General features: G+C 59.4%; 12 protein-coding genes and 1 tRNA gene. 9 read left to right on the forward strand and 4 right to left on the reverse strand.

Annotation, left to right across the window (positions count from 1 at the left end; genetic code table 11):
• Positions 1-15: 15 nt before the first annotated feature.
• From NZ960_00335 to NZ960_00355, 5 genes are all read left to right on the forward strand, one after another.
• Positions 16-90: transfer RNA gene (locus tag NZ960_00335), tRNA-Val, on the forward strand.
• A 167-nt stretch (positions 91-257) separates the two neighbouring features.
• Positions 258-1,295 (forward strand): tryptophan--tRNA ligase, encoded by a 1,038-nt coding sequence (trpS, locus tag NZ960_00340; GenBank protein MCS7176067.1) that lies wholly within the window; start codon positions 258-260, stop codon positions 1,293-1,295.
• 311 nt (positions 1,296-1,606) lie between these two features.
• Positions 1,607-2,269 carry a 16S rRNA (guanine(527)-N(7))-methyltransferase RsmG gene (gene rsmG, locus NZ960_00345; protein MCS7176068.1) on the forward strand — a complete coding sequence of 221 codons (663 nt, stop codon included), beginning with the start codon at positions 1,607-1,609 and terminating at the stop codon, positions 2,267-2,269.
• Positions 2,270-2,294: 25 nt separating this feature from the next.
• Positions 2,295-2,612, forward strand: a complete 318-nt coding sequence (locus tag NZ960_00350) for a hypothetical protein (GenBank protein ID MCS7176069.1) — start codon at positions 2,295-2,297, stop codon at positions 2,610-2,612.
• Between the two features lie 61 nt (positions 2,613-2,673).
• Positions 2,674-4,641 carry a M14 family zinc carboxypeptidase gene (locus tag NZ960_00355; GenBank protein MCS7176070.1) on the forward strand — a complete coding sequence of 656 codons (1,968 nt, stop codon included), beginning with the start codon at positions 2,674-2,676 and terminating at the stop codon, positions 4,639-4,641.
• Positions 4,642-4,804: 163 nt separating this feature from the next.
• Here the strand turns inward: NZ960_00355 and NZ960_00360 are convergent, their stop codons facing one another.
• The 4 genes from NZ960_00360 to gcvPA all read right to left on the reverse strand — a co-directional run bounded on the left by NZ960_00360 (position 4,805) and on the right by gcvPA (position 7,828).
• Entirely contained in the window at positions 4,805-5,185 is a 381-nt protein-coding gene (locus tag NZ960_00360) for a RidA family protein (GenBank protein ID MCS7176071.1), read from the reverse strand.
• Positions 5,185-6,135: an ROK family protein gene (locus NZ960_00365; GenBank protein MCS7176072.1), complete on the reverse strand. Its 951-nt coding sequence runs from the start codon at positions 6,133-6,135 to the stop codon at positions 5,185-5,187. The genes NZ960_00360 and NZ960_00365 overlap by 1 nt, the downstream gene beginning before the upstream one ends.
• Positions 6,135-6,398 (reverse strand): septum formation initiator family protein, encoded by a 264-nt coding sequence (locus NZ960_00370; GenBank protein MCS7176073.1) that lies wholly within the window; start codon positions 6,396-6,398, stop codon positions 6,135-6,137. Before NZ960_00370 ends, NZ960_00365 begins: the two co-directional genes overlap by 1 nt.
• A 65-nt stretch (positions 6,399-6,463) precedes the next feature.
• Entirely contained in the window at positions 6,464-7,828 is a 1,365-nt protein-coding gene (gcvPA, locus tag NZ960_00375) for an aminomethyl-transferring glycine dehydrogenase subunit GcvPA (GenBank protein ID MCS7176074.1), read from the reverse strand.
• A 121-nt stretch (positions 7,829-7,949) separates the two neighbouring features.
• Here gcvPA and NZ960_00380 point away from each other — a divergent pair, with 121 nt between their 5' ends.
• From NZ960_00380 to NZ960_00395, 4 genes are read left to right on the forward strand one after another with little or no spacing between them, the layout of a single operon-like run.
• Positions 7,950-8,873, forward strand: coding sequence for a transketolase (locus NZ960_00380; protein MCS7176075.1), 924 nt, complete (start codon positions 7,950-7,952; stop codon positions 8,871-8,873).
• Between the two features lie 4 nt (positions 8,874-8,877).
• Positions 8,878-9,519, forward strand: coding sequence for a hypothetical protein (locus NZ960_00385; protein MCS7176076.1), 642 nt, complete (start codon positions 8,878-8,880; stop codon positions 9,517-9,519).
• A gap of 11 nt (positions 9,520-9,530) precedes the next feature.
• The gene (locus tag NZ960_00390) at positions 9,531-10,556 is read left to right on the forward strand and encodes a transketolase family protein (GenBank protein MCS7176077.1); all 1,026 of its coding nucleotides are present in this window, start codon (positions 9,531-9,533) and stop codon (positions 10,554-10,556) included.
• A 12-nt stretch (positions 10,557-10,568) separates the two neighbouring features.
• On the forward strand, positions 10,569-12,263 hold the full coding sequence (locus NZ960_00395; GenBank protein MCS7176078.1) for a cation:proton antiporter: 1,695 nt from the start codon (positions 10,569-10,571) through the stop codon (positions 12,261-12,263).
• Position 12,264: the final 1 nt, after the last annotated feature.

A 12,264-nucleotide genomic window follows, 5' to 3' on the forward strand; every position in this document is an offset into this window, starting at 1 on the left:
TTTTTGCGGCGGAGTGGTCGCTTAGCTCAGTTGGTCCAGAGCGTCCGTTTCACACGCGGAAGGTCGGTGGTTCGAATCCACCAGCGACCACAGAGCGATGGGAGGTCGCGGAGACCTCAAAGAAGCCAACGTTCCCACCGTAGAAAGCCCCCACACCAATCCCTTGCCCTCCCTCCCGTCGCTCATGTTTGCGCAATAGCGCTACAGAATCGTTCGTCCCCTGGCTCCGCATCGGGTTGGACAGGGAAACGCTACGGATGGAGCAGCGCCGCGTCATCCTCAGCGGAATTCAGCCCTCCGGACGCTTGACGATTGGGCATTACGCTGGTGCTCTCCGAAACTGGGTAGCGCTGCAGCGGGATTACGAGTGCTTCTTCATGGTTGCTGATCTCCACGCCATCACGGTGCGACAAGACCCTGCTGAGCTTCGACAACGCACCCTTGAAACCGCTGCTCTCTTCCTCGCCTGTGGCATCGATCCACAGCAGAGTGTACTCTTCGTGCAGTCGCATGTCCCTGAGCACACCCAGCTTACTTGGGTGCTAGCATGCCTAACAGGCATGGGAGAGTGTAGCCGCATGACTCAGTTCAAAGAGAAGTCTGCTCAGCACCGACACAACGTCAACGTAGGGCTTTTCGCTTACCCTATCCTAATGGCAGCCGACATCCTGCTCTACCAAGCGGATCTCGTGCCAGTCGGGGCTGACCAGAAACAGCACTTGGAGCTTGCTCGGAACCTTGCGGAACGGTTCAACTACCACTATGGCGAAACGTTCCGAATCCCCGAGCCATACATCCCACCGGTAGGGGCAAAGATCATGAGCTTGCAGGAGCCGACGAAGAAGATGTCCAAATCTGACCCCAACGAAAGCGCCGTGCTCTTCCTTACGGATACCCCCGACGACATCCGCCGCAAGATTCGGCGGGCTATCACAGACTCTGGCCGCGAAATCCGCTACGACGAAAAGAACCGTCCAGGCATCAGCAACTTGATCGTGCTCTACCACGTTGCCACGGGCAAGTCCATCCCAGACATTGAGCAGGAGTTCGAGGGTGCGGGGTATGCTGACCTGAAGGCTGCTGTAGCAGAGGCCCTCATTGAGTTCCTGCGCCCCATCCGGGAGGAGTATGAGCGGCTCATGGCGGCCCCAGATTTCCTCTTCTCTGTTCTACTGCAAGGAGCTGAGAAGGCACGTTCCCGCGCGCAGCAGACGTTGCGGAGGGTGTACGAGCGAGTTGGCTTCCTCCTCACCCCTGTGGAAGCAGTGACCTCCGTCCACAATCACCTCGAATGATGGGCTCCTGCGAGGCGCTTGGAGGCTCTCCTCTACCAGCCCCGTGGCCCGTACTCTCAACCGACGTCTCCCTTCCTGCGGCCCAAAGATTTAGCTGGGCTGATAGTTATCACGGAGCAAACCTACTCCAACTTCTGCAGGGCAGCGCTGACTTCGCCGCTTCTCGCTGCAGCGAGAGGTCGCCCGTCGGCAAGTTAACCAACTGCCTTCTCGGTCCTCGACAGGCCTTACTCCTCATGGGCGGGGTGCGAAACCTTCATGCTCGTGGGAGCCCACAGGTCCCCGCACTGTAGCCCCCTACTGTACCTCTGATGGACAGCGTACAGTTCTGGACTATCTGCGCGGCCAATGGAATTACGCTAGAGCCAGAGCAGCTGAGGGCGCTCGAGCGCTACGCCAACGAACTGCGCTACTGGAATGCCCGCGTCAACTTGATTTCACGCAAAGACATCGAGCACCTCTACGAACATCACTTCCTCCACTCGCTGGCGGCTCTCAAGTACGTCTCACTGCCTGAACGCGCCTGGTGCGTAGATGTCGGCACCGGCGCAGGACTCCCAGGAATCCCTATCGCGATCGCTCGTCCCGACCTCCACATGCTGCTAGTGGAGGCCGTTGCAAAAAAAGCCCGTCTCGCTGCCCTCTTTGCACGCCACACAGGACTCCCCCACCTTCAGGTTAAGCGGGTCCGGATCGAAGAGCTCAGCGACGACCCAGCCTACCAGCACTCCTTTGACGCTGCCTTTGCCCGAGCTGTTGCCCCGCTAGCAACCCTCGCCAAATGGACGCTCCCGCTCCTCAAGCCCAAAGGACAACTCGTTGCTTACAAAGGTGGCGACATTAGCTCAGAGATTGAGACGGTTCGACGCTCCTTCCCCGAGCTATCCGTCACCGTCCACGACATCCAGCTCCACGGTGCTCCCTGGTTCAAAGAGCAGCAGAAACGCATCGTCGTCTGTTGCAGAATCTCGTAGATCCATGTAGTACCGATCCCTCCCTGTGCTCTTCCTCCTTGCTGCCCCGATATCGGCGCAGTCCCCGGTTGTCCATTCTCCAGAGGTCTACGCCCTTGTACGCCTAAAGGCTCCTCCCTCTATCCTGTTCCCGCTGCTATGGGACCTCGGCGCAGACGAGCACTCTCTGCGATGGACTGCTCAAGGAATCGAGGCAATCCTCCCATCGTGGAGCATTCAGGAGCTACGCCACCGAGGTATCCCAGCGGAAGCCATCATCCCCGACTTGGAGGCCTACTACGAAGACCGACTCCTCTCTTCACCCCCTGCAGAACGCTCCGACACCGATCCTGTCCACTTCTGACTGGGGAGCATGGGGGGCTTCTACCGGCTGGAGGAGATATGGGAAGAATTCGCGCGCATGCGTGAGTTCTTCCCCCCAAGCCGTCACCAGACCCGATACGTTGGGCTTTTCCATAGAGGGGCGTCCAATCTTAGGGTATCGCTTCTCGTTGGGGACCGCGATCGACACTCTACCAGCAGTGCTCTACACTGCACTTCACCATGCCCGCGAGCCTGGGAGTGTGACGACATTGGTCTTCTTCCTCTGGTGGCTGCTAGAATCGGCCCGAGCCGGTGTCCCAGAAGCACTCTACCTGCTGCGACACCGCTTGCTATATGTTGTGCCTGTTGTCAATCCTGACGGCTATGCCTACAACCAGCTCCGCTCCCCAAACGGCGGGGGAATGTGGCGGAAGAACCGCCGACCTAACGAAGACGGCAGCTTTGGGGTAGACCTCAACCGCAACTATGGCCCACATGCCTTCTGGAATGCCCCCAACGGAGGATCGTCTACCATCCCACGATCGGACACCTACCGAGGGACTGCCCCCTTCTCTGAGCCCGAAACCCAAGCTATCAAGTCACTGTGGCAGCGCTATCGGTTCCGTATTGCGCTGAACTACCACACGTACGGGAATCTCCTCATCTACCCGCACTCGGCTTTGGACCGCGAAACCCCAGACTCGTTGCTCTACCGACTCCTCTGTGCGGAAGCCACTCGGAGCAGCCTCTACTCCCTCGGGCGAGACATCCAAACAGTCGGCTACGCTGCTCGTGGTGTGTCCGACGACTGGATGTACGATACCTCCGAAGGCAAGGCACGGACCATCGCCATGACACCTGAGGTCGGCACCCTCTTCGACGGTTTTTGGCCACCACCCGAACGTATCCTCTCACAAGCGCGCGAGAACCTCTGGCTCAACCTCCAAGCAGCATGGAGTGCTGGGGCTAATGTGCGACCTATAGCGTCTTGGATCTCTTGGGACACCATTCCGAAACTCGTGGTCCAGTACTGCAACATCGGTACCCAGCCCTCACCCCCGACCCCCGTTTCCTTGCGAATAACAAACTCAGAGCCAAACGTTGCGCTTAGAGACTCGCTCCAACTCGTTACGCCCTTGCGCCCAGCAGAGTGCCAGCGTCTCCAGTGGGAGCTTCCCTTCCCCGCTTGGCGCAATGGAGATAGCCTTGCCGTGGAACTGCTCGCAGTCCAAGATGGCATCCCACGCCGCGACACGCTGCGATTCCAATGGGGAAGGCCCACCGTTATCGAGCTGTTCACCACGGCTCAGGACTCCAGCCGGTGGGCCCTGAAGGGATGGCACGTTGCGTGGGACTCGTCGTTTGGTGGCTGGGCGCTCCACAGTCGACTAGGGGCCTCCTACCCTGACTCTGCGTCACTCTACGCTACTCTCCGCACCCCCATCACGCTTCCTCCGCAGAGCTCAGCAGTGCTGGAGCTATGGGCCCGCTGGAGCATTGAAAGCAACTACGACGTTGCTGTTGTGGAAGTCTCTACTGATGGCGGGCATACCTGGACACAGCTCCGGGCCGATCGGATGCGGGCCGGCACCAATGTCCCTGGCAGTCGACAGCAGGGAATCCGCTGGGGATGGGATGGCAACTTCCCCTTGTGGTTTCCACAGCGCTGCGACCTAACTCCTTTCGCAGGACGGACGCTACTGCTCCGCTTCGGGATGCTCAGCGATCCTGCACTCCGCTTCACAGGGCTCTCCGTTGGATCTATCCGCTTGCTCGTGTTCCACGACTCCGTCCAGGCCATGCCACCTGAGCCGATGCGGGCCTGGTTTTTCCCCGCTCTCCTCCGACCTGGGGAACGGCTCTACTGCCATCTACCGCCACTCGGCCCATCTGCGAGTGTCGAGCTCTTCACGAGTACAGGAGCAAAGGTGGGAAGCTATCCCATCTTCGTAAGCAGCGACGGCGTGGGAGCCTTGCTGTTGCCAAGCTCACTAGCACCCGGGGTATACGTGCTCAGACTCCAACAACGGGAACGATGCTGGTTTGCTCGCTGCGTTGTACTGCCCTAGCTCTCTAGGGCAGAGCCATGGAGCCTGGGAGCATCTTAATCTTAGGTATTCGACTTGCCGGCTAAACTCACGCAGTTCGAGCCCCCGAGGTCCCACAGAGACCTCCCAACCCCTAGAGCTTACGCAGTATGCGAGGGACCGCAGTAGGGGTGCTGTAAGCGCCTCAGGGGATAACCGCAATAGCCTCAATCTCCACTAGGGCTCCCCGCGGGAGTGCTGATACCTCAACGGTTGTTCGCGCTGGTGGGTGTGGCCCAAAGAAGTCGGCATAGACCTCGTTCATCGCAGGGAAGTCCTGCATCGATCGGAGGAACACTGTGGTCTTCACGACATGTTCCAGGCCTGCCCCCGCTTGGACAAGGATCGACCGTAGATTCTCCAGTGCTTGGCGTGTCTGTTCGCGAACATCCTCACTGACGAGTACTCCATCGGGCGTCAGACCAATCTGCCCAGAGATGAAGAGCAACTTCCCCTGCGTGAGGACGGCTTGTACATACGGCCCAATAGGGGCAGGAGCTGCATTCGTGAAGATTGTCTCCCGCATCATTCGGGACCGCCATTTGGTTCACCTTCCGAGCTTAGGAGAGCAGCTCCAATCGCTCCAGCCCAGGAGCCAAAGTGAGTAGCCCGGAGCTGGACTCGCTCAGCCAGTGCTGGAAGAGCACGCTGGCGAACGGTCGCCTGAGCCACAGAGAGCAAGTTCGGAAAAGCCTCTACACTGCCGCCCCCCACAACGACAACCTCTACGTCCAGCAGGGCAATAGCAGAGACGATTGCAAGTCCCGTAACCCAGCCGACCCATGTGATGCACTCCCGCGCTGCCTCATCTGCAGCGGCGTTCGCCTCAGCCAAGGTTTCCATCGTCACTGGACGGGAAGCAAGCAAGGAAGCTGGATAGCGGCGAACGACCGACTGAGCACACCGCAGCAGCGCAGCCTGCCCGACGTACTCCTCCACGACTCCAACCCGGAAGAGCGGCATTCCAGCTTGCCCTGACGCCGTCAGGTCCACCACCATGTGGCCGATTTCGCCTGCCCCACCATGTACTCCACGCCACAAGCGTCCGCCGAGGATGAGTGCTCCGCCAACCCCTGTCCCCAGCGTCACGTAGAGGAAGTCCGTAACGTCCCGGGCCGCACCTGCTCGGTACTCTGCCCATGCTGCGACATTTGCATCGTTATCCACCCTCACCGGCAATCGGAAGCGCTGCTGGAGCCAGGTCTGTAGAGGGACCTGCCTGAGGGCAGGGATATTCGGGGAATGCACCACGCTACCGCCATACTCCACAAAGCCAGCTACCCCAACGCCGATCCTCTCTACATCCTGCTCCCGTAGAGTTGCCCGAAGGAGCTGCTCTAACCAGTCTAGGAAGGCGTCCCCCTCTGCAAACTGCGGCGTGCTGACAATCGAGCTCCATCGGAGTGCTGCTGTATCGGTCTCCACCACCGCCAGCTTTGTACGCGTGGCGCCGATGTCAATCCCAAGTGCCACCATCACGGCGCAGAGGGAACAACGTAGAGCGTCTCTCCAGGGCGCACCATACCGTACCGTTCGCGAGCAAGCCGCTCAAGCTCTATGGGGTCATTTTGAACGCGGTCAATCCGATGTCGGAGCGAATCGATTTGACGGAGCAGCGCGTGGTAACGCTGCTGGAGTTCTTCATACCGCCGCTCAACCCGCCAGCGAGTCAGCAACCCATACCGCGAAAAGACTCCGACGATGAGGATGCCAAGAGCAACGGCCACCGTTGCCCACACCCAAGGGTGGCACAGCGCTGGCCATCGTCTCAAGACAGACCCCGTGCGCAACAGCTTCTGTCGGATCACGACGGCAACCCGTCAGAGAACTCAGCCAAGAAGCGAACGAAGGCATCCATCTCTGCACGCGTTCGCTTCTCCGTCACCGCTATGAGCAATCCCTCCAGCTCTGCTCCCACCCATCGAGTCGGGACCCCTGCCAGAAAGCCCCGCTCTATACCACGGGCAACGATGCGCTCTGCCGGTACAGGGGACCGCACCAGGAACTCTCGGAAGAAGGGCCTCCGAATGGCCAGCTCATAGCCCGGTAGGGCGGCAATACGGTCCGCTAGGTAGTGAGCCCGCTGCAAACACTGGAGTGCCACTTCCCGAATACCTTCCTTGCCAAGCCACGCCATCATCACTGTTGCTGCCAGCATCATCAGACCCTGGTTCGTGCAGATGTTCGAGGTTGCCCGCTCGCGCTTAATCTGCTGCTCCCGAGTCTGCAGCGTCAACACGAACCCGCGATTGCCCTCTGCATCTTCCGTCATTGCAGCGATGCGCCCAGGCAACAGGCGGATGAATCGCTTGCGGGCAGCGAAGAAGCCCACATACGGCCCGCCGAAGCTGAGTGGGATCCCTAACGGCTGTCCCTCACCAACGACGAGATCAGCACCGTACGCCCCAGGAGGCTCCAGTAAGCCTAAGCTGATGGGGTCCGCTACAACAATGAAGAGCGCCCCGTGGTGGTGCGCTATCTCGCCGATCTCTGAAGCTGCCTCCTCCAGGACCCCGTAGAAATTCGGCTGCTGGAGGACAACAGCAGCAACGTCGCTACCAATGCGCTCGCTGACAAGCTCTGGGATGGCTACTCCGTCTGGGGCCATCACTTCCTCGAAGACAAGCCCACGCCCAGCGCAGATCGTACGCGCGACCTGGCGGTAATGAGGATGGATCGTCCCGGCGAAGAGAACACGGCGCCGCTGCGTGGCTGCAAATGCCAGCAGGCATGCCTCAGCCACAGCACTGGCACCGTCGTACAGCGATGCATTCGCCACCTCCATCCCCGTCAGTTCGCAGATCATGGACTGGAACTCGTAAATGGCCTGCAGCGTCCCCTGTGAGACCTCGGCCTGGTAGGGCGTGTAGGCCGTCTGGAACTCTGAGCGCCCGATAATCCACTCTACCACTGCCGGAACATAATGGTCGTAGGCCCCGGCACCCATGAAGCAGATGTGGGTATGCGCACCACTGTTTCGGCTCGCCAAGGAGCGCAAGTACTCGTAGGTCTGCCACTCGGAAAGGGCCGGAGGTAGCGGGAGCAGTTCACGCAACCGGAGTTCCTCGGGGATTGCACTCAGCAGCTCTTCTTCGCTCTCTACCCCGATGCTCCGCAGCATCTGCTGCCGGTCTTCGTCTGTCAAAGGCAAGAAGGGATGCGTTGCCATCCGTCGGAGCCATAGAATTCAACGGCTGCGCAAAATTACACCCCCGCCTCCCAACCGCTCATTGAGTGTCCAACAGGGCTTTTGTAAGTTTGTGTGCTTGTCTGAAAGGCCGTGCACCGGCATGAAAGTAGAGGACCTGCGGATCGTCTTTCCCCCGATTGTCTTCGAGAACCGGCGCCGTCGCCCAGAGGAGTTTGCAGAGATCGCCCGCGAGATCCGTCGCGACATCATCAAGATGCTCGCCTTAGCCGGCTCGGGGCACAGCGGAGGTCCCCTCGGAACGGCAGATATCCACGCCGTTCTCTTCTTCGGCGGCTACATGCGCTACCGCCCGAAAGACCCCTGGTGGCCTGAACGTGATCGCTACGTGCTCAGCGCTGGACATCTTTGTCCTGTGCTCTATGCCACACTGGCTCGCGCAGGATTCTTCCCCATTGAGGAGCTGCGAACGCTCCGCAAGTACGGCAGCCGCCTCCAAGGACATCCGGGGCGGGATATGGGCCTACCCGGCATCGAGACCTCCACGGCTTCCCTTGGGCAAGGGATCTCGATTGCCGTCGGTATGGCTCTCAGCGACAAGTGGCTAGACAAGAACGATCGCCGCGTCTTCGCCCTCACAGGAGATGGGGAGCTCCAGGAGGGATCCGTCTGGGAAGCCGCTATGGCGGCAGCGCACTACCAGCTGGACAACCTCTGCTGGATCGTGGACAACAACGACTGCCAGATCGATGGACGAGTCCACGACGTCATGAGCATCTACCCGCTCGACAAGAAGTTCGAAGCCTTCGGTTTTGCCGTCTTGGAGTGCGATGGGCACAACTACTCTGAGCTCATGGCGTGCTTCGACCAGTTCCTAGAGCACCATCGCCAACGGATAGGGAAACCAACCGTCATCATTGCCCACACGAAGATGGGGCGGGGGATCTCCTTCATGGAGGATGACTACCGGTGGCATGGCAAACCGCCCTCCCCAGAGCAAGCCCTGAAAGCACTGCAAGAGCTGGAAGACCCATACATCGCCGTGGTGGAACCGACTGAAGTCTAACTGTATGGGCCTGCGTTGTGACCTGCATTGCATCGGGATCCTCGCCGCTGTGGTGCTATTCCTCGGTTGCTCCCGAACCACCGAAAGATCACCGAAGGCAGAAACAGGAACTCCCAGTTTGACTCCCTCTACAGTTGCCCCGGAATCCTCCCAGGACTCCCCTCAGGAAAGGCTATCCTCCTCCAAGCCTCTGACGCCAGACCAGCTTGCGAAGCTCCTGCCATTGCCTTCTGCTTTCCCTAAACTGGTTGACGCTCCACCGCCGAGTTCGGGCCGACAAGTCTTCGAGGATGGCATCATCATTCGCGCCTCTCGCGAGTTCCGTTTCCGGAACGGCGGTTACCTTTGGGTTAGCATCAGCGATTACGTCCAAGCCCCCTCACGTCTGCAGCAGCTTGAGGCTACTATCCGCTCCCCCGTCAAGGATTACGAAGCACAACTCCTAGAGTTCCTCCATCTCCCCGATGGCTTCGGATACGTTGTCTGGGATCCTACGACTCGCAACGGGCGCCTGCAGGCTATCCGTGGCCAGCGCTTCGTACTCCAGGCTGAAGGGGGGGACCTACCGACTGAACTCCCCTGGAACCGTGTTCCAGAGTACTTCCCTATCGAGCATGCTCTGCGAACTAAGCCGTCTTCCGAATAGCGGTAGGAACCATGCCCACGTTCCAGCTCCTGGGAAATAGACCAACACGCCAAGGCTTTGGCGAAGGGCTCGTCGTCCTCGGCGAGCGCTATGAGAACGTCGTTGTCCTCGGTGGGGACATCACCGAGTCTGTGATGACTTCTTTCTTCCGCGACCGTTTCCCCGATCGCTTCTTCTCCATCGGGGTAGCAGAGCAAAACGCTACGACCATCGCCGTTGGGCTGGCCCTCTCTGGCAAGATTCCCTTCTTCGCAAGCTACGGTACCTTCTGTGCCTTTCGGAACGCCGACCAGCTCCGAATCTCCGTCTGCTACAACAACGTCAACGTCAAGATCGGTGGCGGACACGCTGGCATCAGCGTCGGACCCGATGGGGCAACGCACCAAGCGTTGGAAGACATCGCTGTCATCCGAACACTGCCCAACATGACCCTCGTAGTCCCTTGCGACTACATGGAGACCAAGAAGGCGACCATCGCCATCGGAGAGATCTGGGGGCCAGCATACATCCGCTTCGGCCGCGCAAGCGTCCCGTGGTTTACCACTGAGGACACCCCATTCCGGTTGGGTCAGGCTGAAGTCTTCCGTGAAGGCAACGACGTAGCAATCATCGCCTGCGGTGCCATGGTCTGGCAAGCACTCCTCGCTGCCGATATGTTGGCAAAGCGCGGCATTCGCGCCCGCGTGATCAACAACCACACGATCAAGCCGATGGACGCGGAGACCATCGTAGCTGCTGCTCGAGAATGCGGAGCGATCGTCACGGCCGAAGAGCACCAGATCCATGGCGGCATGGGGAGCGCAGTTGCAGAGATTGTGGCAAAGAACTGTCCCGTGCCGATTGAGTTTGTCGGCGTCCGAGACACCTTCGGTGGTAGCGGGGATCCGGATGAGCTGCTGGAACGGTTTGGACTCACGTGGAAGCAGATCTACGCGGCAGCACTAACAGTCATGGAGCGGCGCGACAAGGGGAGTACTGGAATCCGCCGCGTCACCGAGGTACCCGCCTACACTCCCAGCGACGGATACGCTGGGTGATGTAGCCTACGCATGGAGGCCCTGTTCTTACGGGATTTTCTCCTCCTGCTCGGACTCGCATTTCTACTAACGGCAATCTCCGAGCGCCTCGGTATCCCTTCCGTCCTCGGGCTGCTGCTGTGTGGGCTGATCGTTGGACCAGCAGGACTCGGACTCATCACTACTCCAGAGGCCATTCAACTGGTGTCCGACATTGGCATCGTTCTCTTGCTGTTCGTCCTTGGCCTGGAATTCTCCTTCCGCAGGCTCTGGCAATTGCGCCGGATTGCTCTGCTGGGAGGCATCCTCCAGATGGGGCTAGCAACGCTCCTTGGTACTGCGCTCTGGCTCCTCTGGATCAGGGGCTCGCCAGTAGAGGCGTTTGGGGTGGGGATGATCGCTTCTATGAGCAGCACTGCCGTGGGGCTTTGGCTCCTTACGAAGCACGACGAGCTCAGCACTCCTCACGGACGTCTAGCCTTCAGCATCTTGCTTGCCCAAGACGTTGCGGTTGCCCCTCTTGTCCTCGTTCTCCGCCTACTAAGCTTGCTGACAACACAGAGAGTCTCAACGGTAGGAGCCATCCTCCAAGACCTTCTCGTTCTGATCGCTGCGGCAGCACTCCTCTTCATCAGCCTGAAAGTCGTTGTCCACTTCCTCGTCCGGCTACTGCGCCTGACGAAGTCCCGAGAAGCCTTCGTCCTACTAGGCCTAACAGTCGGAGTTGGGGCGGCAGCTATCAGCGAGCAACTGGGACTGTCATCCGCCTTAGGGGCATTCCTAGCAGGGCTTTTCTTTTCAGGATTCCAGGAGCGCTACCGACTCATCAGTGCAGTCGAGCCATTCAGGGATGCTCTTGCCAGTCTTTTTTTCCTCTCCATTGGCCTTCTCCTCAGCTCCCTGCCGCCCATCAGCATTGTCGTTCCGCTTGCACTAGCACTCTTCGCTGCAAAGCTTCTTGCTGTCGTAGTACCCGCTCGTGTCCTAAAGTACCCCCTCCGGACATCGCTGCTGACGGGGGTATTGCTCGCCTCTGTTGGGGAGTTCAGCTTACTAGGCCTGGGAGTCGGGGCACAGATGGGACTCTTCTCGACCAGCACGCAGGAGCTGTTTCGGAGCATTCTGCTCATCAGCGTCTTCGCCACAGTCATTCTCTACCAGCTCCTGAGGCAGCAGAGGATTGGGATGTCCAGCTCTCCTCCCATAAGCGACCAAACCCTGTCGGACCACGTCCTTCTGATTGGCTACGGTGTTACCGGACAGACCCTCCACGCTGTCTTGAAGGAGACTGGTCTTCCGTATGCCATTCTGGAGCTCAATCCTCGGACTGTCGAACGCCTTCGGACAGCTGGCGAACCCGTCTTCCTGGGCGATTGTACGGACGAGACCAGCCTTCGCCAAGCAGGGGTAGAGAGAGCTCGTGCCGTTGTAGTGGCAATTTCCGACACATTGCTTGTACCTCGCGCCATCGGGCTTATTCGTTCGCTAAACCCCACGGCCTTCATTGCAGCCCGAACCCACTACGTTGCCCACATAGAACCGCTGTATGCTGCAGGGGCCTCCCTCGTCGTCGCAGAGGAATTCGAAGCTTCGCTGTACCTGCTAGGAGCCCTCCTCCGTCATTTAGGGATGCCGCTAGAGCGCATTGCGTCCGTCTGTGAGGATTTCCGCTCCGAGCACTATGCCCTCTTCCAGAAACAACTCCGTGGAGCCGAAGAGCCGTCGTGAG

Origin of the sequence: Candidatus Kapaibacterium sp. (assembly GCA_025059875.1) — a bacterium.
Taxonomy (GTDB): domain Bacteria; phylum Bacteroidota; class Ignavibacteria; order Kapaibacteriales; family HRBIN21; genus HRBIN21.